The sequence below is a fragment of the Marivita sp. genome, assembly GCF_965656765.1.
Taxonomy (GTDB): Bacteria; Pseudomonadota; Alphaproteobacteria; order Rhodobacterales; family Rhodobacteraceae; genus Marivita.
In genome coordinates, this window is record NZ_CBFHLV010000005.1 from 67,235 (window position 1) to 91,229 (window position 23,995).

Annotated in this window: 26 protein-coding genes and 1 pseudogene; 9 read left to right on the forward strand and 18 right to left on the reverse strand. The window is 56.0% G+C overall.

Features of this window, described 5'->3' with window-relative positions; all coding sequences use genetic code 11:
- Positions 1-51: 51 nt before the first annotated feature.
- From ACTG4M_RS03000 to denD, 6 genes are all read left to right on the forward strand, one after another.
- Positions 52-1,083, forward strand: a complete 1,032-nt coding sequence (locus ACTG4M_RS03000) for an L-idonate 5-dehydrogenase (RefSeq protein WP_439122153.1) — start codon at positions 52-54, stop codon at positions 1,081-1,083.
- Positions 1,083-1,685, forward strand: a complete 603-nt coding sequence (locus ACTG4M_RS03005; protein WP_439122154.1) for a LysE family translocator — start codon at positions 1,083-1,085, stop codon at positions 1,683-1,685. The genes ACTG4M_RS03000 and ACTG4M_RS03005 overlap by 1 nt, the downstream gene beginning before the upstream one ends.
- Positions 1,682-3,058, forward strand: a complete 1,377-nt coding sequence (locus tag ACTG4M_RS03010) for an FAD-binding oxidoreductase (protein WP_439122155.1) — start codon at positions 1,682-1,684, stop codon at positions 3,056-3,058. The genes ACTG4M_RS03005 and ACTG4M_RS03010 overlap by 4 nt, the downstream gene beginning before the upstream one ends.
- Before the next feature lie 11 nt (positions 3,059-3,069).
- Positions 3,070-4,221: a fumarylacetoacetate hydrolase family protein gene (locus ACTG4M_RS03015; protein ID WP_439122156.1), complete on the forward strand. Its 1,152-nt coding sequence runs from the start codon at positions 3,070-3,072 to the stop codon at positions 4,219-4,221.
- Positions 4,222-4,312: 91 nt separating this feature from the next.
- Complete coding sequence (locus ACTG4M_RS03020) at positions 4,313-5,236, forward strand: sugar kinase (protein WP_439122157.1); 924 nt, start codon at positions 4,313-4,315, stop codon at positions 5,234-5,236.
- On the forward strand, positions 5,233-6,198 hold the full coding sequence (denD, locus tag ACTG4M_RS03025; RefSeq protein ID WP_439122158.1) for a D-erythronate dehydrogenase: 966 nt from the start codon (positions 5,233-5,235) through the stop codon (positions 6,196-6,198). Before ACTG4M_RS03020 ends, denD begins: the two co-directional genes overlap by 4 nt.
- 189 nt (positions 6,199-6,387) lie before the next feature.
- On the opposite strand, the gene ACTG4M_RS03030 is transcribed toward denD, so the two are convergent.
- Genes ACTG4M_RS03030 through ltnD form a run of 9 tightly spaced genes read right to left on the reverse strand, consistent with a single transcriptional unit; the run spans position 6,388 to position 15,176 of the window.
- The gene (locus ACTG4M_RS03030; protein ID WP_439122159.1) at positions 6,388-7,155 is read right to left on the reverse strand and encodes an HpcH/HpaI aldolase family protein; all 768 of its coding nucleotides are present in this window, start codon (positions 7,153-7,155) and stop codon (positions 6,388-6,390) included.
- A gap of 10 nt (positions 7,156-7,165) precedes the next feature.
- A complete protein-coding gene (locus ACTG4M_RS03035) occupies positions 7,166-8,104 on the reverse strand; it encodes a 2-hydroxyacid dehydrogenase (protein ID WP_439122160.1) in 939 nt (312 codons plus the stop codon).
- Positions 8,105-8,150: 46 nt separating this feature from the next.
- Positions 8,151-8,993: a phosphogluconate dehydrogenase C-terminal domain-containing protein gene (locus ACTG4M_RS03040; RefSeq protein WP_439122161.1), complete on the reverse strand. Its 843-nt coding sequence runs from the start codon at positions 8,991-8,993 to the stop codon at positions 8,151-8,153.
- Positions 8,990-10,342, reverse strand: coding sequence for a four-carbon acid sugar kinase family protein (locus ACTG4M_RS03045; protein WP_439122162.1), 1,353 nt, complete (start codon positions 10,340-10,342; stop codon positions 8,990-8,992). Before ACTG4M_RS03045 ends, ACTG4M_RS03040 begins: the two co-directional genes overlap by 4 nt.
- Positions 10,339-11,586 carry a ribulose-bisphosphate carboxylase large subunit family protein gene (locus tag ACTG4M_RS03050; protein WP_439122163.1) on the reverse strand — a complete coding sequence of 416 codons (1,248 nt, stop codon included), beginning with the start codon at positions 11,584-11,586 and terminating at the stop codon, positions 10,339-10,341. The genes ACTG4M_RS03045 and ACTG4M_RS03050 overlap by 4 nt, the downstream gene beginning before the upstream one ends.
- On the reverse strand, positions 11,583-12,356 hold the full coding sequence (locus ACTG4M_RS03055; protein WP_439122164.1) for a hydroxypyruvate isomerase family protein: 774 nt from the start codon (positions 12,354-12,356) through the stop codon (positions 11,583-11,585). The genes ACTG4M_RS03050 and ACTG4M_RS03055 overlap by 4 nt, the downstream gene beginning before the upstream one ends.
- Positions 12,353-13,003, reverse strand: a complete 651-nt coding sequence (gene otnC, locus ACTG4M_RS03060) for a 3-oxo-tetronate 4-phosphate decarboxylase (protein WP_439122165.1) — start codon at positions 13,001-13,003, stop codon at positions 12,353-12,355. Before otnC ends, ACTG4M_RS03055 begins: the two co-directional genes overlap by 4 nt.
- A complete protein-coding gene (gene otnK / locus ACTG4M_RS03065) occupies positions 13,000-14,271 on the reverse strand; it encodes a 3-oxo-tetronate kinase (protein WP_439122166.1) in 1,272 nt (423 codons plus the stop codon). Before otnK ends, otnC begins: the two co-directional genes overlap by 4 nt.
- A complete protein-coding gene (gene ltnD, locus ACTG4M_RS03070) occupies positions 14,268-15,176 on the reverse strand; it encodes an L-threonate dehydrogenase (RefSeq protein ID WP_439122167.1) in 909 nt (302 codons plus the stop codon). Before ltnD ends, otnK begins: the two co-directional genes overlap by 4 nt.
- Positions 15,177-15,406: 230 nt before the next feature.
- Here ltnD and ACTG4M_RS03075 point away from each other — a divergent pair, with 230 nt between their 5' ends.
- Positions 15,407-16,249 carry a shikimate dehydrogenase family protein gene (locus tag ACTG4M_RS03075; RefSeq protein ID WP_439122168.1) on the forward strand — a complete coding sequence of 281 codons (843 nt, stop codon included), beginning with the start codon at positions 15,407-15,409 and terminating at the stop codon, positions 16,247-16,249.
- A 62-nt stretch (positions 16,250-16,311) separates the two neighbouring features.
- Here ACTG4M_RS03075 and ACTG4M_RS03080 read toward each other — a convergent pair whose 3' ends face one another.
- Positions 16,312-16,908, reverse strand: coding sequence for a hypothetical protein (locus tag ACTG4M_RS03080; RefSeq protein ID WP_439122178.1), 597 nt, complete (start codon positions 16,906-16,908; stop codon positions 16,312-16,314).
- Positions 16,909-17,032: 124 nt separating this feature from the next.
- Between ACTG4M_RS03080 and ahcY the strand changes: the two genes are divergently transcribed.
- Positions 17,033-18,421, forward strand: coding sequence for an adenosylhomocysteinase (ahcY, locus tag ACTG4M_RS03085; RefSeq protein WP_439122169.1), 1,389 nt, complete (start codon positions 17,033-17,035; stop codon positions 18,419-18,421).
- Positions 18,422-18,462: 41 nt separating this feature from the next.
- Here the strand turns inward: ahcY and ACTG4M_RS03090 are convergent, their stop codons facing one another.
- The 3 genes from ACTG4M_RS03090 to lysM form a co-directional block, all read right to left on the reverse strand.
- Complete coding sequence (locus ACTG4M_RS03090; RefSeq protein WP_439122170.1) at positions 18,463-18,843, reverse strand: VOC family protein; 381 nt, start codon at positions 18,841-18,843, stop codon at positions 18,463-18,465.
- A 69-nt stretch (positions 18,844-18,912) separates the two neighbouring features.
- The gene (locus ACTG4M_RS03095) at positions 18,913-19,653 is read right to left on the reverse strand and encodes a helix-turn-helix domain-containing protein (protein ID WP_439122171.1); all 741 of its coding nucleotides are present in this window, start codon (positions 19,651-19,653) and stop codon (positions 18,913-18,915) included.
- Between the two features lie 48 nt (positions 19,654-19,701).
- Entirely contained in the window at positions 19,702-20,121 is a 420-nt protein-coding gene (gene lysM / locus ACTG4M_RS03100; RefSeq protein WP_439122172.1) for a peptidoglycan-binding protein LysM, read from the reverse strand.
- A gap of 184 nt (positions 20,122-20,305) precedes the next feature.
- Here lysM and ACTG4M_RS03105 point away from each other — a divergent pair.
- Positions 20,306-20,645, forward strand: a pseudogene (locus ACTG4M_RS03105) (DUF2853 family protein).
- 221 nt (positions 20,646-20,866) lie between these two features.
- On the opposite strand, the gene ACTG4M_RS03110 reads toward ACTG4M_RS03105, so the two are convergent.
- Genes ACTG4M_RS03110 through tsaD form a run of 5 tightly spaced genes read right to left on the reverse strand, consistent with a single transcriptional unit; the run spans position 20,867 to position 23,980 of the window.
- Positions 20,867-21,259, reverse strand: coding sequence for a DUF1761 domain-containing protein (locus ACTG4M_RS03110; RefSeq protein WP_439122173.1), 393 nt, complete (start codon positions 21,257-21,259; stop codon positions 20,867-20,869).
- Between the two features lie 5 nt (positions 21,260-21,264).
- On the reverse strand, positions 21,265-21,684 hold the full coding sequence (locus ACTG4M_RS03115; RefSeq protein ID WP_439122174.1) for an EVE domain-containing protein: 420 nt from the start codon (positions 21,682-21,684) through the stop codon (positions 21,265-21,267).
- Complete coding sequence (locus ACTG4M_RS03120) at positions 21,681-21,956, reverse strand: YciI family protein (RefSeq protein WP_439122175.1); 276 nt, start codon at positions 21,954-21,956, stop codon at positions 21,681-21,683. Before ACTG4M_RS03120 ends, ACTG4M_RS03115 begins: the two co-directional genes overlap by 4 nt.
- Positions 21,957-22,901, reverse strand: coding sequence for an NAD(P)H-dependent glycerol-3-phosphate dehydrogenase (locus ACTG4M_RS03125; RefSeq protein WP_439122179.1), 945 nt, complete (start codon positions 22,899-22,901; stop codon positions 21,957-21,959).
- Between the two features lie 8 nt (positions 22,902-22,909).
- Positions 22,910-23,980, reverse strand: a complete 1,071-nt coding sequence (gene tsaD / locus ACTG4M_RS03130) for a tRNA (adenosine(37)-N6)-threonylcarbamoyltransferase complex transferase subunit TsaD (protein ID WP_439122180.1) — start codon at positions 23,978-23,980, stop codon at positions 22,910-22,912.
- Between the last annotated feature and the right edge of the window lie 15 nt (positions 23,981-23,995).

Genomic DNA, 23,995 nt, shown 5'->3' on the forward strand with positions numbered 1-23,995 from the left:
CATCTTGGGGGCAATGCAAGCGCTACCCCTGAGGAGGGGAGGAGGCTTGCCATGAAAGCGCTATATGCCCATGCAGCGCATGATCTGCGTCTGGAACCCTGCGAAGACGCCGAGCCCGAACCAGGGCAGGTCGCCATTCGCGTGAAGCGTGGTGGGATCTGCGGGTCTGATTTGCATTACTATAATCACGGTGGCTTCGGTTCAGTCCGCCTCCGCGAGCCAATGGTTCTCGGTCATGAGGTGGCCGGTGAGGTCAGCGCGCTGGGCGATGGCGTGACAGGCTTAGCTGTGGGTGATCTGGTGGCGGTGTCGCCATCGCGGCCTTGCGGTGACTGCGATGAATGCTTGCGTGGGGTGCCGAACCAATGCCTGAACATGCGCTTTTATGGATCAGCCATGCCGTTCCCGCACATTCAGGGCGCGTTCCGCGAAACTCTGGTGGCCGATGCCACGCAATGCGTAAAGGCCAATGGTCTAAACGCGTCGCAAGCGGCGATGGCAGAACCTTTGGCGGTATGTCTGCACGCCGTTCGCAACGCGGGAGAGATTCTAGGCCGCCGCGTTCTGGTGACGGGTTGTGGGCCGATCGGCGTGCTTACGATCCTTGCTGCAAGGCGTGCCGGTGCGGCCGAGATCATTGCAACCGATATCGCGGACACAGTGTTGGACTTTGCCAAGGCGGCTGGTGCCGATGTAGTGATGAATACGCGCCATTCGCCCGATGGCTTGGCACCTTATCAACAGGCCAAAGGCAGCATGGATATTCATTTTGAGTGTTCTGGTGCCGAACCCGCATTGGCAGCAGGAATTGCGGCGCTGCGTCCGCGCGGGGTGCTCGTGCAACTTGGCCTGTCTGGTGATATGACCCTGCCGATGATGCAGGTGACCGCCAAAGAACTGACCCTGCGCGGCTCTTTCCGGTTTCATGAGGAATTCGCCATTGCGGTTGATCTCATGCGCAAGGGTCTCATCGACGTGACACCGCTGATCACTCATAGCTATCCGCTGACTGAATTCGAGACTGCTTTTGTCATCGCCTCTGACCGCAGCAAGGCCATGAAAGTGCAGTTGGAGTTCACCTGATGCTCACATTCGCCGCTGCGGTACTCTTTCTCATCATCACGCCAGGACCGGGTGTGATGACAACGGCTGGGTTCGGCGCGGCCTACGGGTTTCGCCCGTCTCTTCGCTATGTGCTGGGGCTGTTCATTGGCACGAATCTTGTGATGCTCTCGGTGATGACCGGTCTCGCCGCGATCATCTTGTCGGTGCCATGGTTGCGTTCGGTTCTGATGATCGGATCAGTGATCTATCTGCTGTATCTCGCGGCGCGGATTGCTTTTGCGGGTGCGCAGATTTCCTTCATGGAGGCCAAGACGGCGCCGGGCGTACTGGGTGGTGTCATGCTCCAGGCGATCAATCCCAAGGCCTATGCCGTCAACAGCTCGCTCATCCTTGGTTTCAACTATGCGCCCGACAATTTCCTGTTCGAGATGATTACCAAGGCGCTTATCATGAACACGATCTGGATTCCTTTGCATCTGGCGTGGCTTTGGGCCGGGGTCTCCTTGCATAAACTCAATCTGCCGTCGCGTACTCAAAGGGCGATCAACATCCTGATGGCCCTCTCCATGCTTGGAGTTGTTGCTCTTGCGCTTTGGTCGGCATCGCGGAGTACACCATGACGATTTCCACAGCCATTGACCGGATTGCCAGTTTGCTGGGGGACCGTCTGGTGACGAGTGAGGCGGTGCGGGATCAGCATGGGCAGAACGAAACATATTATCCTGTAACCCCGCCCGATGCTGTGGCCTTTCCTGAAACCACTGAGGAAGTGTCGGCGATCCTCAAGATCTGCAATGCTGAAGGCTGTCCCGTTGTCCCCTATGGCGCTGCGTCTTCGCTAGAAGGGCAGCACCTATGTACGTCGGGAGGGATATGCCTCGACATGATGCGGATGAACGCGGTGCTTCGGGTGAACGCCGAGGATCTGAACGTTGTCGTGCAACCCGGCATCACCCGGATTCGTCTGAACGAAGAACTGCGTACAACGGGTTTGTTCTTCCCAGTCGATCCCGGTGCGGATGCCAGCATCGGTGGTATGGCCGCAACCCGAGCAAGTGGCACCACTGCCGTGCGCTACGGGACGATGCGGGAAAACGTGTTGGCACTTGAGGCGGTGATGGCCGATGGCACGATCATCCGATCAGGAAGCGAGGCGCGGAAGTCATCCACAGGGTATGACTTGACGCATCTTCTTGTGGGATCTGAAGGCACGCTGGGTATCATCACCGAGCTTACGCTGCGTTTGCAGGGCATCCCGGAGGCGATCAAATCGGCCACCTGCCGCTTTCCCTCCGTTGAAGATGCAGTGAACTGCGTGATCCTGACAATCCAATCCGGTCTGCCTATGGCTCGGATCGAATTGGTGGATGAAATGATGGTGCGTGGTTTCAACGTTTATTCCGGTGCCGGACTTCCAGAAGAGCCGCATCTGTTTCTTGAGTTCCATGGGACGCAAGCAGGCGTCGAAGAGCAATCCGCCACGTTTGAAGAGATTGCCGCCGACTTTGGTGCAAAGGGCTGGGATACCGCCGACACGACAGAGGCGCGCAACGCGCTTTGGGCGATGCGCCACAAATCGCACTATGCCAGCGCCGCGCTTGGCGTGTCAGGTCACATCTGGCCAACCGATGTCTGCGTGCCGATCTCGCGACTGTCCGAGGCAGTTCTTCAAGCTCAACGCGATGCCGGGCGGCTTGGCCTGACCAGCACCATTGTCGGCCATGTTGGCGATGGCAATTTCCATGCGGGGCTTAGCGTTGATCCGAATGACCCCGACGAAATGGCCCGCGCTGAGGAGTTTACTACTGCGCTGGCTGAAACCGCCTTGCGTCTTGGAGGAACCGTCAGTGGCGAACATGGCATCGGTTTGGGCAAGCAGAAATTTATGACCACAGAACACGGTCCCGCATTGGCGTATATGCGGTCCATCAAGGCTGGGTTTGATCCGAACAATATTCTTAATCCGGGCAAGATGCTGCCTGTTGGAAACTAAGGAGGCGCAACATGCTACCGGAACTCACGTCTGCGTCTGACGCGACCCTTGTTGGACGCGTCTGGCGTCCGGGTCTTGGCCCGTCTTTGGGGCGCATTGATGAGGATCGGGTGATCGACATCACATCGCAGACGCATCCGACGATGTCGGAGTTGCTCTCGGCCAGTGATCCCGTTGCCGCGACGAGGAAGGCCTCTGGCGAGGATATCTGCTCGGTGTCTGTCCTCATGCAGAACTCGACACCCAATGCAGGCGCGGATGATCTGCGCTGGCTTGCGCCGTGCGATTTGCAGGCGATCAAAGCTTGCGGCGTGACCTTTGCAGCGTCGATGGTCGAACGGGTGATCGAGGAACAAGCCGCTGGCGATCCCGACCGCGCGGAGGCGATCCGCGCCAAGGTCGGCGGCATCATTGGCGATAGCCTTGCTGGGCTTGTTCCTGGCTCTCCCGAGGCGGTTGAGGTCAAGCGCGTATTATTGGCCGAAGGATTGTGGTCGCAATACCTTGAGGTGGGTATCGGTCCCGACGCCGAGGTGTTCACCAAATCGCAGCCCATGTCGTCGGTTGGATGGGGCGCAGCTGTGGGCCTTCATCCAGTCTCAACTTGGAACAACCCAGAGCCTGAAATCGTTCTTGCGGTCAGCCCGACTGGCCGCATCGTAGGGGCCACGCTTGGCAATGATGTAAACCTGCGCGACGTTGAGGGGCGATCAGCCTTGTTGCTTGGTAAGGCCAAGGACAACAATGCGTCCTGTTCCATCGGTCCAGTGATCCGGCTTTTTGACGAAGGATTCACACTTGATGATGTGCGTGGCGCCCATTTGAAAATGACCGTTAGCGGCACTGATGGATTTGAGCTGACTGGCGCATCTTCAATGGCTGAGATCAGCCGCGATCCTGCTGATCTGGTGGCGCAAACTATCGGTGCGCATCATCAATACCCAGATGGGTTCATGTTGTTCTGTGGGACCATGTTCGCGCCGGTTCAGGATCGTGACGCACCGGGGCAAGGATTTACACACCATGTCGAAGACGTTGTGAGCATATCCGAACCAGCGCTGGGCACACTGACCAATACGGTGCGCCTGTCACCTGACTGCCCTGCGTGGACGTTTGGAACGAGTGCGCTCATGCGCAACCTGGCTGAACGTTCATTGCTGTGACGCCTGTAATGTTCAAATTGACCCTCGATAAAGTTCAAACCCCTTACTTGAGCGGTGAAACGCGCTGCCCGAAAGAGCATCCGGTGACCGTGTGAAGCAGCATTTCCTCTCTGTTGGCGAATGTATGGTCGAACTGGCCCAGATCGGTCCAGAGACGTATCGGCGCGGCTTTGCGGGCGACACGTTCAACACAGCTTGGTACGCACGCCGCTTGCTGCCGAAGGATTGGACGGTTGGTTATCTGTCAGCCATAGGCGAAGATGCGGTTTCGCAAGAGATGCGCGATTTCATGGCTGGTGTGGATATCGAAATTGGCGCCTTGCGCGTTGTACCGGATAGAACTGTCGGTCTTTACATGATCTCGACAGATGCTGGTGAGCGCAGCTTTTCGTATTGGCGCAGCAATTCTGCCGCTCGTTCGTTGGCCGACGATTCTGATTTTTTGGCACAGCATCTGGCAAAGGCTGGAGTTTTGCATTTTTCGGGCATCACGCTTGCTATCCTATCCCCCGAACACCGAAAGCGGCTTTGCGATGCGATTCAGACAGCGCGGGCGGCTGGCGCGTTGGTATCGTTCGACACCAACCTTAGACCCCGACTTTGGGAAGACACCGACACAATGTGCGATGGTCTGACCATGGGCGCTTCGGTTGCCGATGTGGTGTTGCCCAGCTTTGACGAAGACGGCGCACTGTTTGACGATGCAACTCCAAAGGACACCATTGCGCGCTATCGCGACGCTGGGGCGGGTACGGTTGTCGTTAAGAACGGGGCGGCCCCGTTGGTCGGTTATTCGGAGAATGATGGTACTTTTGAACTGCGGCCCGATACGGTCGAAACCGTCGTGGATAGTACTGCTGCTGGCGACAGTTTCGCGGCCGGACTTATGTCGGCCTTAGCCATGGGACTGGCCCTGCAGGACGCCGTAAAACGTGCAATGGACCTGTCGGCACATGTGATACAGGCCCCGGGCGCTTTGGTGCCGGAAATTTTTGAACAGGGAGAAGAGACATGAACATTCTCATCATCGGCGGCGGCGGTGTTGTAGGCCAGAAACTGGCGGCAAAGCTTGCTGACAATGGCACACTGCGCGGTCAGCCAATCAGCAAACTGACGCTTGCAGATATCAACGACCCAGCCTCGGTAGCTGCATCATTCCCTGTTGAAACTACGACCTGCAATATCGCGGATGCGGACTCGGTTGCACAGGTCGTGACAGCCGACACTGACGTGATTTACCTGTTGGCCGCCATCGTGTCGGCCCATGCAGAGGAAGATTTCGATGCAGGTTGGCAGATCAATATGATGGGCACGATGCACGTTCTCGAACGCGCCCGGGCATTGGGGACCAAGCCGGTTGTTGTCTTCACCTCCTCCATCGCGGTTTTTGGTGGCGAAGTGCCGGACCCGATCATCGACCATACATTTCTCAATCCACAAACAAGCTACGGCGCTCAGAAAGCGGTTGGGGAGTTGCTGATCAATGACTATTCGCGGAAAGGCTTTATTGACGGGCGTGGGTTCCGCTTGCCCACCATTTCGGTTCGGCCTGGCAAACCTAATCGCGCTGCGTCCAGTTTCATGTCCTCAATCCTGCGCGAGCCGCTGAATGGGCAAAGTGCAAATTGTCCGGTGGATGGTGATTTCCTTCACTACTACCTCAGCCCACGCAAATGCGTCGAGAACCTTATCAAAGGTGCGGAAATACCCGAAGACGATCTCGGCCAGAACCGGTGCATGATGATGCCGGGACGTATGTGGTCGGTGCGTGAACTGATCGACGCCATGACAGCTGTAGCAGGCCCAGAGCCTGCGAAGCTTATCACATGGGATGCGCAGCCTGATATCCAGGCCATTGTCAAAGGCTGGCGCTTTGATCTGCGTCCGGAGAAGGCGATCAAACTAGGCTTGGAAGCAGATGGCAGTTTTGAGGACAATATCCGCTACTATCTCGAAGACGACAAACCGGCGGCGTGATTTGATGAACGCGACGCGCATCACCAGTCTCGTCCGGTAAGACACGATGCCCGAGGAACCGGGCCAATTGTAGCAATACTCGGCCAGCTGAAGCGGACATCTGGTCGAGTTGTAAACCGATAGCACTTTCTTGATCGTTACCGGGCCGCGTGATGTCACACGGCCCATTCGCTACCTGAAAAAGAGCGCCTAGACTTTCCATCCTTTGCAGGCCTCAAGACGCCCTACTGCCGCACGGCGGAGCAGCCCGAAGTCGATGTCGATTGCAGTAAAGACGCATCCGGCCTCGACGACTTTCTCCAGCATATCCTGATCGGCCGACAGAAACCCGGCGGGTTTGCCCGCGGCGCGAATACGGCGCATTGCTGAAACGATTGCTTCGACCACATCTGGATGACCCGTATTTCCAGCATGTCCCATCGACGCAGCAAGATCTGCGGGGCCGATAAAGATGCCATCAATCCCGGGAACAGCGGCAATGTCTTCCAACTTTTCCATCGCAGAAACGGTTTCGATCTGGATGATCAGACAAATCTCGTCGCGCGCGTTCTTGAAGTAGTCAGGAACCGTTCCGTACATGCTTGACCGCGATCCACCGGATACACCGCGAATGCCATTTGGCGGGTAGTCAACGGCGGCAGCTGCCAATTCAGCCTCTTCCACAGTTTGAATATAAGGCACCACGAATGTTTGTGCGCCAACATCCAGCAGGCGTTTGATCTCGGCCACGTTCAGGCTTGAGGGCCGCACGGCAGGCATGCTTTGACTACCATTGAGCGCTTGCAGCTTGGCCAAAACATCGGCTTCCGAGTTTGGCGTATGTTCGCAATCGATAAGAACCCAGTCAAATCCGCAGCCGCCAAGCATCTCGGTCAATTGGGTGTCGCGCGTCATGTGCCAGATGCCGATCTGTTGACGGCCTTCCGCAATCGCACGCTTAAAAGTATTTGTACGCATGGTTAGTCCTTCAGTTTACTGCTGTAAGCAGGGCGTTACCGGCATGGAACGCTGTGATGTTGTCACGTTGCAATTGCCCCATTGCGGCGCGAGTTTCGATGGTGCCCGACCCTTGGTGGGGCTGTATGACGACGTTGTCCAACGCATAGAAACGCGGGTCGATATTTGGCTCATTCAGAAAAACATCCAGACCGGCACCTGCGATTGCGCGTGTCTCCAAAGCGTCAAGCAATGCCGCCTCATCAACCGTTGTGCCGCGCGAAATGTTGATGAGCACACCCCGTGGACCCATTGCAGCGATCACGTCTTTTGATACGAACTTCTCGGTCTCCTGACCCCCAACCAACGCCACAATCAGGAAATCTACCGCACTGGCCAATGAGACAGGATCATCGTGATGGGTCCATCCTGGGGTGTCTTTTTCTGACCGTGAAAAGTAGTGAACGTCCATCTTGAAAGCAGCCAAGCGGTTGGCAATCTCTCGTCCAATCCGACCAAGCCCCATGATGCCCACAGTGCTTCCCGAAACCTTGCGGTTCAGCGCGTATTCGCCGTGCTTTGCCCAATTGCCGGACCGCGCCCATTCACTGGCCTGCATCATTTCGCGACCGTGGCACAACATCATTCCAACCGCCAAATCAGCAACATCATCGTTGAGAACATTGGGCGTGTTGGTCACTTTGATCCCACGCGCATTGGCGGCGTTGACGTCGATGGCGTCATACCCAACGCCGTAATTGGCGATCAGACCAAGGTTTGGCAAACGGTCCATCTGATCGGCACCAAAGGGGGTGTGCCCCTTGTACGCCATCGCTGTGATCGCCGCGCCTACGCTATCATCCAGCGAGGCAATATCATCTGGACCATCTAGAAAAATAGGATCGAAATCAGCCTTTAGCGGTGTGAGGTCAGTATCGCTATACGCGCCCACTACGAGTGTCTTGGTCATCGGGTCTCCCCCTTTTGGAAACTGCAGGATATTAAGATCGACGACTTTATCCTGCGCAGATGTCTTGAACGGATGCCTTGACGGCCTCCAGCGAAAAGACCTGATCAAGCCAGTCTTCTTTGAAGATAACCGATTTCGCGTTGTCTATCGCCATCAATGCCCCATCGGAAAACTTGCCTTCTGGGAAAATGCCGAAAGCGATGGCGAGCTCGATCTTGAGATGTCCAAGGACAAAGTCATGTGCAGCGGCTTCGGGAACGCCCATCGCAACTGCGCGATCCGTGGCATCTCTGAGGGCAAGCGACAATGTCGCTGCAACCGTCTCCGATAACGCGGGTTCGAGAACCGCGATGTTCTCAAGTGTGCAGCGATGAGACCGGACAACCGGGGCATAGATGATCTTGGCGATCTCTTCACACAGTGCGTAATGCTCTTCCGGACCTTGGATCAGCGCGCAAACAATGCCCTGCGGTGCTGCGATGCCGCCGAAATAGTCCTTCTGTGCGTCAATGCTGTCATGCGCCTCAAGGATATGGGGGTGGCAAGGATGCGTGCAGAAATAGGTCACATCCTCACGTTCTGGCATTTCCCCTGCATAGGGTGCGGCAGCATCCAGAACGATGACAGCAGCGCCTGGTTTCAGCTTGTCGATGAACTGATGTGCTATTTTGCCAATCAGCCGGTCGGGCACGGCCATCAAAACGACATCCGCGTCCGAGATTGCGTTGTCTCCGTCCGTCACCGCGTCAACGCCGACTTCGTCCTTCAAACGCTGACGACCAGCCTCGCTGACCTCAATATGGTCGATTTCAAACCGTGTCGGCTTCAGGTTCTGCGCAAGGCGCACGCCCATCTTTCCGCCTGCCCCCATCAGTGCAACTTTTGTCATGCTATAACCTCCTCCAAGGCGGCTCCTCCGCCGCGTTTGATCCATCCAAAATAGTCAGCGCTGCCCATCTGCCCGCCCTTGAGCGCAAGTTGCAGCCCGGCCAGCGCAGTATCTTCGGTGTGCGCCGTCAGAAGCGATGCCCCGGGAATGGTCGGCGCAAGCGCTGTAAATGCGTAAAGCCCCAGCTCGCGGCAAGCATGGCCTGATGTGTCCCCTCCCGAGATCACGGCCCGCTTTAATCCGGTTTCCAGTAACAGGCGTTTCAGAACCTGCCCCAGCGCGGCCCCGATACGCGTATTGGCAGTTTCGGGGTCAATTCCTTCGGTTTTTATGGTGGACCGCATGTTTTCAACGGCAGGATCGTCTGGTCCACGTGCGGTGCAGATCAATGGATCACGGCCTGCATCAATGGCCTTTATTGCTGCGTTGAACACGTCATCAGTCAATGCGCCGGTGACAACTCCTGCTGCATCCAGCTTGATAACCTCAAAGCCATTTGCCTCGGCCCAGGCAATCTGTTCGCCAGTTGTGGGCGAGACTGATCCGGACACTGCGATGATCCGCTCCACTGGCTGTGCGCTTTGTGTGCGGTTGATATGCTCCAATTGTCCGGTCGTGCGCCAGTGGTCGACCAACGCGTACTCTATGCCCTGAGAGCCGGCCACAAAGCAGGGTTTCGGCAAGCCCCATATCAATGCACCGTTTGTTTCCATATGTGATTGCGTCATCGCATCGAGCGTGACGATCCCGGTTTTTCTGGCTAGTGCCGTGTGCGGATGATTGTCGAGTTCCTCGACGGTCGCCGTACCGACTGGTTTGTCTGTTTGCCGTGACAAATGCCGTGCCACATCCGCTTCCTGCATAGGTGTTACCGGATGCTTTGCCATCACAGGGTGGCGATCAAGCCGGTACACATCGTCCCCGGCCCCGGCGAACAAATGCCCAAAGGCTTGATAGCGGCGCATTACTGGCGCGGCGACAAGGAACGGCACCGGGCCATCGCCGACAATGGAGCACCCTATATTGATGGCTTTGCCGATCGACCCGACATGCGGTGCCGAATCCAAGGTGGAACAGACCTTGTAGTGAAGGACTGGTGCGCCTGTTGATTTGAGAAACTCAAACACCGGCGGCAGGTGCTGATCCATCCAGTCCGGCGAATGGCTCCGCGCTGTTGTGGCAATGCCAATGGCCCGAACGTCGGGAAACCGGGCAAGTTGTTCGGGTGTCGGGACATCAAGAAAAAGAACGGCCGGCACACCGGCGAATTCCAAAACCTCCATGCTGGCCGCTGATCCGGTGAAGTCGTCGCCAACCCATGCGACCAGAATGCCATTTGGAAGCGTCATGTGCGGTATTTGCCCAAGGCTTTCGCCAGTGCCGGGTGCTCTTTGGCATAGGTGTCTGCTGGAATCCCGGCAATGGCTGCGTCCCATGCGTCACGCAGGCTTTCGACACCAGCGGCCGGGCCGTCCGGATGCGCCATGATCCCACCACCAGCGGCATAGATGCAATCCGCGCTGCCAAGTCGGCGATATGTTTCGGGCGGTTGGACAGCCGATTGGCCAGATGAAAACACGGGCATTGGAACGCAGGGCTTTTCTGCGAACATCGGGTCTAGCAAGGATATGGCCGACTCCATAACGCTGTCGTCTGGTTCGCTGAATTTGTTGCGCAGACCGTTGACATGCATGTGGTCTGCTCCGGCCAGACGCCAGAATTTTGACCACGCCGCATAGTCCCAACCCAGCATTGGGGCGCGCGAAAGGTAACCCCAACCGTTGCGGTGCGCATGGATGGGTAGGTCAGAATGACGAGACAGGGCTAAAAAACCTGCCAGACCGATGGAATTCAAACTTGCCATCACGCAGGTGCCGCCCAGATCGCGGATGAAGTCATGCCGGTGACGCATCTGATCAACCTCGCCAGTCAGATTAAAGGCATACATCACCTTTTTGCCCGTTCGGTCAGCGTGATCATTGATCACCCGCATCACGGCGCGGGCGCGGTCTTCGAACGGGCAGGCGGGGCCATCGGCCTGAAGCTCGTCATCCTTGATAAAGTCGATGCCCGCCTCAGCGAGCGTTCTAACCAAATCGGCGGTTTGATCGGCGTTGAACCCGACTGAAGGTTTGATGATTGTCCCAATCAATGGCCCATTGGACACCCCGGACAATGCACGTGTGCCTGCAATACCGTGCTTTGGACCGGGATAGGCGTACGCAAAAGCCTTGGGCAAGCGCAGGTCAAGAATGCGTAGACCGGAAAACTGGTTCAGCTCGAATAAGTTGCCCGTGACAGTCGACATCAGGTTGGTCAGGTCAGGCCCGGTATTGTCCAGCGGCCATGACAGAGTGACCTTGGCACGAGTGTAGCTGTCAGCTATCGCGCCGCCGGGTAGGGACGGCGTGGCGACAGTCTCGATCACTTCCAGAGCTTCAACTCGCGCCGCAGAGCGTTCATGTAACTCAGGCGTTTCACCAGGCACTTTTACGAAGGTACCAGAGCTTTGTTCCCCCGCCATCGCTTGGGCGGCTTGGGCAGGGTCAATCGGCGTTTCAATTAAATAATCTGCTTCGATCCTTTCGGTCATGATGACTGATCTCGGATCTTAGTTAGCCAGGTAAGCGTCTCGTCCGTAGGTCTTTCGGATTTGTATTCGGCACCCAAAGGGGCATCCCAGCCCAGATCGTCGATTGCAGCGAAGACATAGTCGAAGTCTAGTTCCCCATGGTCAGGCGTTCCACGGTCGGGCACCGATGCAAACTGGATATGTCCGACATACGACTGAACGGATTTTAGGCGTGTGGTGACATCGCCTTCGGTGCGCTGAACATGGTAGCAGTCAAACATCATCCGCAGGTTTGTTGCGCCGACATTGTCGATGATCGCGACGGCTTGATCAGTGGTCTGCAGGAAATAGCCGGGCGCATCGTGCCGATTCAGAGGTTCGATCAGAATGGTAATCCCATGCGCTGCAGCAGTATCACAGGCATAGCGCAGGTTTTCGACATAGATTTCGCGCGCAACTTCGCCGCTGGAAAATCCGGCCATAACATGGACGTTGCCGGTCCCGATCGCCGACGCATATGCCACAGCTTCGTTAATCGCTTGGCGTGCATCAGATTGGCGACCGGGCAACGCGGCCACTCCGTTTTCGCCAGCTTGGGTATCGCCTCGCCGGGTGTTCAGACCCAACATGCGCAGGCCGGTTTCCTGCAAAGCTGCGTTCACGTCATCGGTCGAATAATCGTAAGGCCAATGGCATTCAACGGCATCGAAGTCTGCAGCATGCGCGGCACGAATTGCGTCAGGCAGAGGTCGATCTATCCATAAAAACCCGAGATTTGCAGAGAATTTCATTCGTCCCAATCCACATTGAATTTTGTGACTACGCTGTTCACCTGTTCAGGTGTCAGCGCCTGGGCGTCATAGCCCCGCATCAGGATTGCTAGCCGGGCTGTGTCTTCCAGTTCCTCAATGGCGTTGCAGGCCGCTTCGATATCTTTACCCGCTACGACTGGCCCGTGATTGGCTAGCATCACAGCGCTGCGTTTCCCGGCAAGACCTCGCACTGCCTCGCCCATCGCCGGATCGCCGGGTAAGAAGAAGGGTAGCAGTTTGACCTTGCCTAGTTTCATGATCGAATAAGGTGTCAGCGGCGGCAGGAAGTTGTCGGCATCTACGCTCGGCATCAGGGACCACGCGACTGAATGGCAAGAATGCAGGTGCACCACCGCGCCGGTCCTGTTGCGGGTGTCATAGAACGCCGAATGCAGCGGCATTTCCTTTGTCGGCTTGTCGCCATCGATCAATGTGCCGGCGGCATCAAACCGGGAAAGCCGTGCAGGGTCTAACCGCCCGAATGCGGTACCCGTTGGCGATACCAACAATCCGCCATCTGGCGTTCGCGCCGAGATGTTGCCCGTAGATCCACCCGTCAGGCCTCGGTCGAACATTGACTTGGCCAACAGACACATCTGTTCACGCAGGCGCGTTTCCTCGGTCATGCGGGCTCCAGTTTGCTCAGGGCGTCGCTGAAAAAACTCTCCGTGCCGAAGTTCCCAGACTTCAGGGTCAGCGCTATGGGGATGCCTTTTGATGTTGCAAAGCACCAAGGAACACCGGGTGCGATTTCCGTGCCGATATCAAGCCGATCCACGCCAAGAGCTTGTGTGACAGCGCCAGACGTTTCGCCGCCGGCAATAATAAATCGCTGTGCTCCTGCATCCCGCGCGGCAATGGCGCAGTCGGCAAGCGCCTGTTCCACAATTTCACCTGCGCGTTGTACACCGAGTTTGTCCTGTGCCGCCCGAACCGAGTCTGGTTTTGCCGTGGCATAGATCAGCGGGGCCTTGGTCAGGTCCTGGGCAGTGATCCATGCCACTGCGGGGCCCGGTCCGTCGGTTGCCAATTCAAGCGGGTCGAGCCGATAAGTGGCGCAGCCGCTTGCGGTGTAAGCGGCCACCTGTTTGTTGGTCATTGCGGAACAACTGCCAGATAATACGACTGTGCTTGGCCCAAGGGCAGGTTGGGTCATTCTGGGTGCATCGGCGGCCAGTAGCCCGTCTGCTGCAAACAGAGCAGGCAACGGCATCGCAATAGCAGATCCGCCGGTCATCAAGGGCATATCGCGGCAGGCGGTCGCGATCACGTGCAGGTCGTCGTCTGCCACTGCATCCATCACGACATGCGAAATGCCGTCTTTATCCAACTGCTTCAGTCCGCTGCTAACGGCGTCTGCCCCACGAGCAACAGTTAGCCTGTCAATCAAACCAGTTGGCTGTGTCACTTGTGGGGCAAGCAAGCGCATCAGATTAGAATCGCGCATCGGTGTCAGGGGATGATCCTTCATCGAGCTTTCCGCCAAGGGCTGCTGACCCACAAACAGGTTGCCCATAAAGATTGACCTCCCGTTTTCTGGAAAGGCTGGACAATAGATCGTCTGCTTGGTGTTCAATGCGGCCATCAATGCTTCGGCTACGGGACCGATATTGCCTTCTGCGGTTGAGTCAAAGGTCGAGCAATATTTCCAGAAGAACCGCGTGGCACCTGCGGCTTGCAGCCAGTCCAGCGCCTGCAGGGCTTGCTCTACAGCTTGTTCGACTGGGATAGTACGTATCTTGAGTGCGACAACCTCGAATGGAGCAGTCGCAGTAGGTAATGCGCCTGGCACGCCCATGCGCAAAGAGACCTTGACACCGCTGCGTGCCAGAAGCCCGGCAAGATCGGTCGCGCCGGTGAAATCGTCTGCGATACAGCCCAAAACTGTGGTCATGTTTCATCCTCTTTAGGCAGGGTCAAACCGGCCTGACGGGCATAGACCTTGGCCACGGCAGCATCATCAACGCCGCCAAGGCCCATCTCGACCGCTTGTCGGTATTGTGCGAGGGCTGTAGCGGTGATTGGAGCTTCGAATCCGGCGGTTGCAGCGATGTCCAGAACGATCCCAAGGTCTTTAGGCCAGATATTGACTGAACTTCTGGGGCTATAATCCCCCTCAATCACGTGCGGCGCGCGGTTTTCCAACATCCAACTGGTGCCAGCGCTTTTTGAGATCACTTCCAGAAACGTTTCTGGCGCAACGCCTTGGGTCATGCCAAAGGTTATCGCCTCGGCCATTGCAGCGATGTGGACACCAGCCAGCAATTGGTTGGTCGCCTTCATCGCCGATCCAGGACCGGCGCTGTCACCAAGCTCGAACACTGTGGCCGCGACTGCATCCAGCAATGGCCGCGATGCATTGAAGGCCGCCTCGGTGCCAGATGCCATGATGGTCAGTTCGCCACTTGCCGCTTTGGCCGCTCCACCCGAGATGGGTGCATCCAGATACAGCACACCATGTTCCGAACAACGGGCTTCCATGTCGCGCGCAAATTGCGGTGGAACCGTAGCACATGACATAACGACCGCGCCTCGCGCCAGTTTGGGAACAAGCGCGTCCGAGCCGAACAAAACGTCTTCAGTCTGTTGCGCGTTCAGCACGACAAGAGCGGCAACGTCCAGACCGCTGGCGATTTCGCTTAGCGCACCTTCATGACCGCCTTCTGCGCGGAATCTGTCGATTTGCGTCGGATTGATGTCGTAGCCCCAGACACTGTGCCCATCACGCAGCGCCGAACTGGCGATGCCATAGCCCATAGAGCCTAGCCCAATCACGGCGACCTTTTGCACAGAGCCCATGCCTATTTCCTTTCAACACGGCAAAACATGTCCGGCGTGACGCCGCTTTAACTTCGTGTCATGCCTTTTTGTAACGGCCAAGATTGACTATTGGCATTTGGTATACCAAATCTTTGCAGATGGAATACCAAAAAATCCGAAGCGCTGCCAAGTGCGCCATGGGGGCGGAAGAGAACGAGATGATGCAAGCGCACTGTCCACTGATTTCTAATACATGAGGCAGTCTAAGGATGGCCGGTAAACCGGATCTGAAACTTGGCTTGATCGGCGATAACATTGCCGAATCCCGCGCACCTCTTTTGCATCGATTGGCGGGTGCGCAAAGCGGGCTTGATGTTCAGTATAACCGTCTCATTCCGAAGGAAATCGGTGTTGGTTTTGACGAGCTTTTCGAGCGATGCACCGATGGCGGATACCGTGGTGTGAACGTAACCTACCCGTACAAAGAGCGTGTGGCCGAAAAAGTCACTATCGCGGATCCGCTGGTTCGAGCCATTGGTGCCATTAACACTGTATTGTTCGATGCCAACCGCCCCACAGGTTACAACACCGATTATTCAGGTTTCATCGCGGCTTACAAAGGCGCACGCGGTGATGCAGAGCCCGGTGTTGCCTGCATAATTGGCACTGGCGGTGTCGGGCGCGCACTGGCGTTTGGGCTGATTGCATTGGGTGCAAAGGAAATCCGTTTGTGCGATAATGACGAGACGAAGGCGCAGCAGCTGGCAAAAGATTTGTGCGGGGTCACATCTTCTTCAAAAATCACCGTCTACGCAGATTCTGTTGCAGCAGCGCAAAGCGCGACTGGCTTGTTGAACGGAACCCCGGTTGGGATGGTTGGGTATGGTGGGACACCGTTACTTGCAAAGGCGATGAGCAACCAGGAATGGGCGTTTGACGCTGTCTACACGCCTGTGAACACGCAGTTCCTACAGGATGCCAAATCAGCGAGCCTGTCCATTATCTCAGGTTATGAGCTGTTTTTCTTCCAAGGCGTCCATGCGTGGGGGTATTTTTCAGGTGCGCCGTTGGATGAAGCCAGGTTGCGGTCAAACTTGGCCGATACGAAGTAGATGTTGACCTAAGTCCTGGTGACGCGCATGTGACTCTAAAGTAACCCCAAGCTCAATTGGGATCACGCCATTTCGTCCAGCAGCGTTGCGTGGCGTAAGGTGAATTCGTTCCGTACCTCAACCGGTGGTCGCAAAACGATCGACAGATCCGCGATCAAATCGAGATCAGGTGCTCCAAAGAACTTGTCTGCCTCTGCGCGTGTAAAACCGGCAATTTGTGTGGCTTCCATCCACGCGCTGATGCGGTCTGCTTTCTTGATGTGTTTTTTGAGTCTGGTTGGTGTGGTCGCCACCAAACCAAAACGGATGTGAATAGCTGCTGTCAGCCGATCATCCAACGCGCCATAGCCCGGACCGACCGCTGCCTTGACCGGGGAAATCATGTCACCGATTACGTATTCTGGCGCGTCATGCAAAAGGGCGGTCAACCGTTCGTTGGCAGAAGCGTTTGGGCAAAGCCGTGAAAACAGGGTTTCAACCAACAAAGAATGCTCGGCTACAGAATAGGGGAAATCGCCAAAGGTTTGCCCGTTCCACCGCGCGACAAAGGCCAACCCATGTGCGATATCCTCGATCTCGATATCGACTGGTGTCGGGTCCAACAAATCAAGCCGCCGTCCAGACAGCATCCGTTGCCATGCGCGTGGGGATTTAGCCATCATGTGCCTCGTTTTGGTCTTGGGTAGAGCGCCAATTCAGTCTTGTAAACCAGCGCGCATTGCCGGGACGGTGACTGCGTGCTAACTGCCGTGCAAATCTAATATGACATGTGGAGCGCCGGGAATGGCCAAGGATTATATCGTCAAGGACATCGCGCTGGCCGGGTTCGGCCGCAAAGAGCTGGATATCGCAGAAACCGAGATGCCGGGCCTGATGGCACTGCGCGAAGAATACGGCGAAGCCAAACCGCTTGCGGGCGCGCGGATTGTTGGGTCGTTGCATATGACAATCCAGACAGCGGTTCTGATTGAAACGCTAATGGCGCTGGGCGCAGATGTGCGTTGGGCGTCGTGCAATATCTTCTCAACACAAGATCACGCGGCGGCGGCTATTGCCGAAGCGGGCGTTCCCGTCTTCGCGATCAAAGGCCAAACGCTCGAAGAGCATTGGCATTACCTTGATAAATCCTTCGCCTTCCCCGAAGGCGCGAACATGATTCTCGACGATGGTGGCGACGCGACATTGTATGTCCTTTTGGGCGCGCGCGCAGAGGCGGGCGAAGACATCATTCCGGTTCCGCAATCCGAAGAAGAAGAGGTGATCAAGAAACAGATCGCCAAACGGATGGCAGAAACGCCGGGCTGGTTCACCAAGACGCGCGATGCGATCAAAGGTGTGTCTGAAGAAACCACCACTGGTGTGCACCGTCTGTATGAACTGCACAAGAATGGTCAGCTTCCTTTCCCGGCGATTAACGTAAATGACTCGGTCACCAAATCGAAGTTTGACAACAAATACGGTTGTAAGGAGTCACTGGTCGACGGTATCCGCCGCGCGACAGATACCATGATGGCGGGCAAAGTTGCTGTTGTGTGCGGCTATGGTGATGTCGGCAAAGGTTCGGCGGCGTCCCTCGCTGGTGCCGGCGCCCGTGTTAAAGTGACCGAAGCAGACCCGATCTGTGCGCTGCAAGCTGCAATGGACGGGTTCGAAGTCGTCCTGTTGGAAGACGTGATCGACAGCGCAGACGTTTTCATCACCACCACCGGCAATAAAGACGTGATCCGCATCGAGCACATGCGCGCGATGAAAGATATGGCCATCGTTGGCAATATCGGCCACTTCGACAATGAAATTCAGGTGGCGTCGCTGCGCAATCACAAGTGGACGAACATCAAGGAACAGGTCGACATGATCGAGATGCCTTCGGGCAACCGCATCATTCTTCTGTCCGAAGGTCGTTTGCTGAACCTTGGCAATGCTACCGGACACCCGTCTTTCGTGATGTCGGCGTCCTTTACCAATCAGGTGCTTGCACAGATCGAACTGTGGAAGAACGGCGGCGAGTATGAAAACCAAGTTTACATCCTGCCCAAACATCTGGACGAAAAAGTCGCCCGCCTGCATCTGGGACGGATTGGTGTGAAGCTGACCCAACTATCCCCTGAACAGGCATCTTATATCGGTGTAACACCTGAAGGTCCGTTCAAACCCGAGCATTACCGCTACTGATAAAGCACTTGCGGGCGCATGGTGATGCGCCCGCGATGTGCCTATTGCATTGAACTGGTGCCGAACATGTTGCCTTCGGTATCCATACAAAGCGTCACGAAGCCAAATTCCCCTATTGAGAACTTTGGCTGGACCACCTGACCGCCTGCAGCCAGCACGCGCAACTCTTCAATGGCGCAGTCCTCTGAGTTGAAGTAGACGATAGTGCCCCCAACACCGGGTCCGGCATGTGCTGATTTCGAAAGCGCACCGCCTGCACCGTAGACGCTCATGTCAGCAGGGAAGCTCATCATCTGAGAGTCGCCGGTTGGGTCGCCCATGGGCTCAAGCTTGCAAGCCAGAACGGTTTCATAGAAGCCAGTGGCGCGATCCAATTCGTTCACGAAGATGTCGAACCACCCGATTGCGTTCATTTTAGACATATCAAATTCCTTAGTTGGCGTGGATATGCCCTCGTTCTAACCCGGGCTTGTCACGCAGTATTGTAGATTTCAGACATCGAATTTCTTTGCAAAACGCCCCGGCGTGTAGCCCGTCGCTTTTCGGAACGAATGAATGAAGTGTGATTGGTCCGCATAAGCCAGCGATGGCTCCCCTTTGAGAGATTGCTGCAAACGAAGCACCTTTAAGAAATCGTGGGGGGTGAACCCTGTCGTTTCTTTGAGGCACCTTTGCAATTGGCGGGTGGACAGACCGGCGATCTCGGCCATGTCTGCGACAGTATGAATGTCATCGATGTGATGGAAGATCTTTTCGGTCACGGGGTTGGCGATAACGATCCCCCGCTCCACGAGTGTATCGACGAAAGCAAACAGGGTTTTCTGCTGAGCATCAAAATCCTGCGTACTCAGTGTTTGGTTGAGGGACGCGAGGGGCAGACTGCCTGAGTAGTGCGACTCTACAATGCCGTGTGAGATTGGTTCGAGATGGGGCTGCCAGACTCCGGGCAGGAAGCGGATATTCACAAAGTGGAAGGCTGTGCCCAGATTCAATTCCTCAGACGAGGCCTGCAACCGTGTGACTCCTGTCACGTCAGGATTCATTTGGTCAAAAATGATGTAAGTGGCGGCGTCCGGCAAAGCGTGGAACCGGTAGTCTTGGGCCAGAGGGGTTGTTGTCCGCAGTTCTAGCACGCGGTGCACAACGTCTTTCAAATGGGCAGGTGGTGTCGCTTCGTTGAACACCACTGCATCGATAGAGCGTTCTTTTCCGTGGCCTTTGGGATTATACATGGTGCCCACTGGTCAAAAAGCCCCGGCACTTGGCCGAGGCTTTGAGTATCATGCGTCCTGTGGAATGCGGAGCGTTTGGCCTGGATAGATTTTGTCTGGATCGCTCAGCATTGGGCGATTGGCCTCAAATATGACGTTGTACTTTGATCCATTTCCAAGCGTTTTTTCGGCAATCGCCCAAAGCGTGTCGCCCTTTTCGACAGTGTGGAAGATTGGATCGCCGGATGTATCAGCCTCAACCGCGGACACGCCTTCGACGTTGCCCACTGCCAGAATGACCTTTTCGCGCTCTTCCTGAGTCATGTTGCCGCCAGTGACTGTGACCTTGTCACCATCGACTTTGATCTCGGCGCCTTTGGTATCTAGCCCTAGGTCAGATACCTCTTTTTCAAGAACTGCAGCTGATGGCAGATCATCTGCACCGACCAGTTTGCGGCCAGCCGTTTTCACAAAATTCCAAAGTCCCATTTAATCCTCCAATGCGTTGTGACTTGCCCCAGCATTCAGTGACTTTCGCGCATACACCAGAGGGAATTCGCAGGATCGCGACGCAAAAGCGTATTTTTCGTTGCCGAACAGAGGTGTTTTTGCCACCTTTGCCCGTGTTGGGGGCCGGTCCTCCGGGGAACCAAGACTTCACAGGGAGACAGTGATGGGTAAGAGAGACGATTTGATCGCAAAGTATGCGGATGACCTGAAGAACAAGTGCGGCATGACACCGGACATGGACCTTTTGACAAAAGTGACGATCGGTTGTGGTCCTGCGATCTATAACGATGACGCATCCACAGTTGCCGGGTCACAGGAGTCCGAGCTCGAAACTGTCAAAACCAATTTCCTCATTAAAACTTGGGCTGAGTGATGGCCCCGAATTGATGGACGGGATCAATTCCGTCATCGAGACCTACGGCAAATCTGAGCGCAACAAATATCGCGCTGTCGTCTACTACATGCTGACCAAGCATTTCGGCAAAGAAGCCGTTTACGGCTAAGAACCGTTTCAAATTCAGTTTCAAAGGGCGCTCGTCAATGAGCGCCCGTTTTCGTTGGATTTGCAGAAAACCTGATTGAATTGGTGTTTTGTGCTGCACTTTTGTTGATGTACACCTGAACCACGGTCAGGACGGCCGAAACCAGATAAGTTTACGCGCGTGGTGACTTGGGAGCGCGGGGACGGAGGGTTTCGGTGTGTGCCGAGGCCCTCCGTTTGGGTTTAGAACAATGTGATCACGGCTCCAATGACTCCTGAACCCAGCGCAGCGTAACCACCATCAATCAGGCTCAATTTGAAAGGGCGGCCGGCAAACCCATAGCTCATCGCAAGCCAAGGCGCGGCGAAGCAGGCTCCGATGCCGAGGCCAGATGTGAAGCCTTTGCGAAAGGTCTCTGTTCGGAGCATGTCAAAGGCGTAATACATCGTCGCGGAGACTATAATGTTAGCGACGATGCTTATCAGGTAAGGCATCACTTGTGTTCGATTGGCTGGCTTGCCTGACGCATCTGTTGTCACGCCGGATGCGGCAACCCAATGACGTGCAAGGATGCTGTACCAGATTGCTCCAAAGACCCATCCGGCCAGCGCAGAAACAAGAACGGCGACAATCACCACGATCAGCCTTTTAAACCTGCAAGGTCACAGACGACCCGCCATTCCTCAGGTGTGACGGGTTGCACAGACAAGCGCGAGTTGTTGACGAGCACCATCTCGGTAAGGCGTTCATCCGCTTTGATCTGGTCAAGCGTGACGGGCGTTTGGGCCCTTTGCAGCGCCTTGATGTCTACGCATTCCCAACGTTCATCATCTGTTTTGCTGTCGGGATGTGCCTCGGTGATGATCTCGACTGTTCCAACCACGGCCTTTTCCTTCTGTGAGTGGTAGAAGAAGCCTTTGTCTCCAATCGACATCTCGCGCATGAAGTTGCGCGCCTGATAGTTGCGCACGCCGTCCCATTCTTCTCCGGCATCGCCTTTTGCGACCTGATCATCCCAAGACCACGTCGATGGTTCGGATTTGAACAGCCAGTACTTCATTTTTCGATCACACGTTTCCATGGGATCAGGTCAACGCTCTCGAGTAGGTTTGCCTTGGCGTATGGGTCATTAGCGGCCCAATCTTGCGCGGCGGCCATATCGGCAACGTTTAGGATCACAAGAGATCCGATCATTTGTTCTGCCTTATCCAGTAACGGACCAGCCTGTTCTACAACCCCGGTTGCGTCGATATAGGCGAGATGGGCGTCACGGTTGGCCTTGCGTGTTTCCAAAGCGTCGGTCTTGTCGCGCGCAATCAGGGCGATGAGCATTTATTCTTCCTTCAATGGACGTGTCATTAGCGTTTCTATGGCATCCGTGATCGTCGTTGAACCCTCAACCAAACGAGTCACGGTTTCCGTAATTGGCAGATCAAGTTTTCGTTCGCGTGCTATTTCGGACATTGCCTTTGCAGTCGCGGCTCCTTCGACGGTGATCTTGCAGTCGAATCCTTCTCCGCGACCCAGTGAAAAGCCAAGCCTGTAGTTGCGTGATAGGTCGGACGAGCAGGTCAGGACGAGGTCGCCCAATCCGGACAGTCCTGCAAGAGTGTCGGTGCGAGCATGAAAAATCGCACCAATCCTTTGCATTTCTGCAAAGCCCCTGGTCAGCGTCGCAGCCCGTGCGCTGTCACCTAAACCAGCGCCGATGACCGCGCCACAGGCAATGCCCATAACGTTCTTCAACGCACCGCCCAGTTCTGCGCCGATGGTGTCGGTTGTACGATAGAGGCGCAAGGTTGGCGTCGTTAGCTGGTCCTGTAAGACTGCACCAATCGCTGGGTCTTGGCACGCAAGTGTCAGCGCGGTGGGACGGCCGATTGCGATATCGTCGGCAAAGCTGGGACCCGTCAAAATCGCATTGGTCGCCGCCGGCTTAATTTCTCGAATAATGCCGCAGGGACCAAGACCAGTCGAGAGCTCAATCCCTTTGCAACACGCAACCAATGGAACCGAAGGTAAGGTGTAGGTGGTCAATGCGTTGCGAAGCTGCTGCAAGGGGATTGCCAGCAGAATGGTTTTGCTTTCGGAAAGGGCATCAATCTCTGATGTGACGGTCAGTGTTTCGGGGAATCTCGCACCGGATAAATAGGCTCTGTTCAGGCGCAAATCCGACATCTCAGTCGCATGACCCGGCGATCTTGCCCAAAGTGTTACTGACGCGCCAGTCTTGGCCAGCGCAATGCCCAATGCGGTCCCAAACGCGCCAGCACCCATGATGCCTATCACGCTTTGGCTCCTTTGCGGCCACTGCCCAAAGCGGCTGGGGCGGTCTTGTCCAAGGGCCACCGTGGACGTGCTGTGAGTGTCAGATCATCAGCGCCATCAACCGCGTACTTCTCGGCCCCGGCAAAAGCGATCATCGCTGCATTGTCGGTGCACAAGGCAAGCGGTGGCGCGACGAAGGGGATGTTACGGGTGGTCGATAGTGTCTCTAATGCACCGCGTAGAGATGTATTTGCCGCTACACCTCCGGCGACAGAAAACCCGGTGATCCCGCTGGACAATGCCAAAGCGCGTCGGGATTTTTCGACCAAGACATCGCGAATTGCAGCCTGAAACCCGGCGCAAAGATCGTTCACATCTTGCTGGTGAAGGCCACCTTGATCGGTGACCAGTTGGTCGCGCTGGCGCAGTAGAGCTGTCTTGAGGCCAGAGAACGACAGATCGCATCCGGGCCTCTCCAAAAGTGGTCGTGGAAATGCGAAGCGTTTTTCATCGCCTTTAAGCGCATGTTTCTCGACAGACGGCCCGCCCGGCTGGGCCAATCCAAGCAAACGAGCGGTTTTGTCGAACGCTTCTCCGGGGGCGTCGTCGATTGTGCTGCCCAATCGGATAAATTTGGTTGGCCCATCGACGCGCAGGAACTGGCAATGGCCACCAGACACGAGAAGGATAAGATACGGAAAGCTCAAACCATGAGACAGACGTGGGGTCAGAGCGTGCCCGGCAAGGTGGTTGACGCCGATCAAGGGCTTGCCGGTTGCCGCGCTCAGCCCCTTGGCCATCATCACGCCGGATAACACACCACCGATCAATCCGGGACCAGCTGTTACCGCGATAGCGTCAACCTCGGCTAATGTCATATGTGCTTCGGCAAGCGCTTGTTCGACGCAGATATCCAGCTTTTCAGCGTGCGCACGTGCAGCGATTTCTGGAACAACACCACCATAGGCGGCATGCAGTGCGGTTTGATCTGCGACCACGGATGACAGGATGGCACGCCCGCGCAATACGGCAGCGGCGGTGTCGTCACAGCTGCTTTCCAGACCAAGGACGGTGATGTCGTGTGTCATCAGACTTTCCGTTGC

What these genes read in the sequence shown, in the direction of transcription:
- ACTG4M_RS03090 (WP_439122170.1), bottom strand. Translation starts at nt 18,843, where the DNA reads ATGTCTAAAATGAACGCAATCGGGTGGTTCGACATCTTCGTGAACGAA.
- ltnD (WP_439122167.1), bottom strand. Translation starts at nt 15,176, where the DNA reads ATGGGCTCTGTGCAAAAGGTCGCCGTGATTGGGCTAGGCTCTATGGGC.
- ACTG4M_RS03040 (WP_439122161.1), bottom strand. Translation starts at nt 8,993, where the DNA reads ATGACAAAAGTTGCACTGATGGGGGCAGGCGGAAAGATGGGCGTGCGC.
- ahcY (WP_439122169.1), top strand. Translation starts at nt 17,033, where the DNA reads ATGGCCAAGGATTATATCGTCAAGGACATCGCGCTGGCCGGGTTCGGC.
- otnK (WP_439122166.1), bottom strand. Translation starts at nt 14,271, where the DNA reads ATGACCACAGTTTTGGGCTGTATCGCAGACGATTTCACCGGCGCGACC.
- denD (WP_439122158.1), top strand. Translation starts at nt 5,233, where the DNA reads ATGAACATTCTCATCATCGGCGGCGGCGGTGTTGTAGGCCAGAAACTG.
- ACTG4M_RS03005 (WP_439122154.1), top strand. Translation starts at nt 1,083, where the DNA reads ATGCTCACATTCGCCGCTGCGGTACTCTTTCTCATCATCACGCCAGGA.
- ACTG4M_RS03035 (WP_439122160.1), bottom strand. Translation starts at nt 8,104, where the DNA reads ATGACCAAGACACTCGTAGTGGGCGCGTATAGCGATACTGACCTCACA.
- ACTG4M_RS03055 (WP_439122164.1), bottom strand. Translation starts at nt 12,356, where the DNA reads ATGAAATTCTCTGCAAATCTCGGGTTTTTATGGATAGATCGACCTCTG.
- ACTG4M_RS03075 (WP_439122168.1), top strand. Translation starts at nt 15,407, where the DNA reads ATGGCCGGTAAACCGGATCTGAAACTTGGCTTGATCGGCGATAACATT.
- ACTG4M_RS03095 (WP_439122171.1), bottom strand. Translation starts at nt 19,653, where the DNA reads ATGTATAATCCCAAAGGCCACGGAAAAGAACGCTCTATCGATGCAGTG.
- tsaD (WP_439122180.1), bottom strand. Translation starts at nt 23,980, where the DNA reads ATGACACACGACATCACCGTCCTTGGTCTGGAAAGCAGCTGTGACGAC.
- ACTG4M_RS03080 (WP_439122178.1), bottom strand. Translation starts at nt 16,908, where the DNA reads ATGGCTAAATCCCCACGCGCATGGCAACGGATGCTGTCTGGACGGCGG.
- ACTG4M_RS03000 (WP_439122153.1), top strand. Translation starts at nt 52, where the DNA reads ATGAAAGCGCTATATGCCCATGCAGCGCATGATCTGCGTCTGGAACCC.
- ACTG4M_RS03050 (WP_439122163.1), bottom strand. Translation starts at nt 11,586, where the DNA reads ATGACCGAAAGGATCGAAGCAGATTATTTAATTGAAACGCCGATTGAC.
- ACTG4M_RS03030 (WP_439122159.1), bottom strand. Translation starts at nt 7,155, where the DNA reads ATGCGTACAAATACTTTTAAGCGTGCGATTGCGGAAGGCCGTCAACAG.
- ACTG4M_RS03015 (WP_439122156.1), top strand. Translation starts at nt 3,070, where the DNA reads ATGCTACCGGAACTCACGTCTGCGTCTGACGCGACCCTTGTTGGACGC.
- ACTG4M_RS03045 (WP_439122162.1), bottom strand. Translation starts at nt 10,342, where the DNA reads ATGACGCTTCCAAATGGCATTCTGGTCGCATGGGTTGGCGACGACTTC.
- ACTG4M_RS03010 (WP_439122155.1), top strand. Translation starts at nt 1,682, where the DNA reads ATGACGATTTCCACAGCCATTGACCGGATTGCCAGTTTGCTGGGGGAC.
- otnC (WP_439122165.1), bottom strand. Translation starts at nt 13,003, where the DNA reads ATGACCGAGGAAACGCGCCTGCGTGAACAGATGTGTCTGTTGGCCAAG.
- lysM (WP_439122172.1), bottom strand. Translation starts at nt 20,121, where the DNA reads ATGGGACTTTGGAATTTTGTGAAAACGGCTGGCCGCAAACTGGTCGGT.
- ACTG4M_RS03120 (WP_439122175.1), bottom strand. Translation starts at nt 21,956, where the DNA reads ATGCTCATCGCCCTGATTGCGCGCGACAAGACCGACGCTTTGGAAACA.
- ACTG4M_RS03115 (WP_439122174.1), bottom strand. Translation starts at nt 21,684, where the DNA reads ATGAAGTACTGGCTGTTCAAATCCGAACCATCGACGTGGTCTTGGGAT.
- ACTG4M_RS03125 (WP_439122179.1), bottom strand. Translation starts at nt 22,901, where the DNA reads ATGGGTGCTGGCGCGTTTGGGACCGCATTGGGCATTGCGCTGGCCAAG.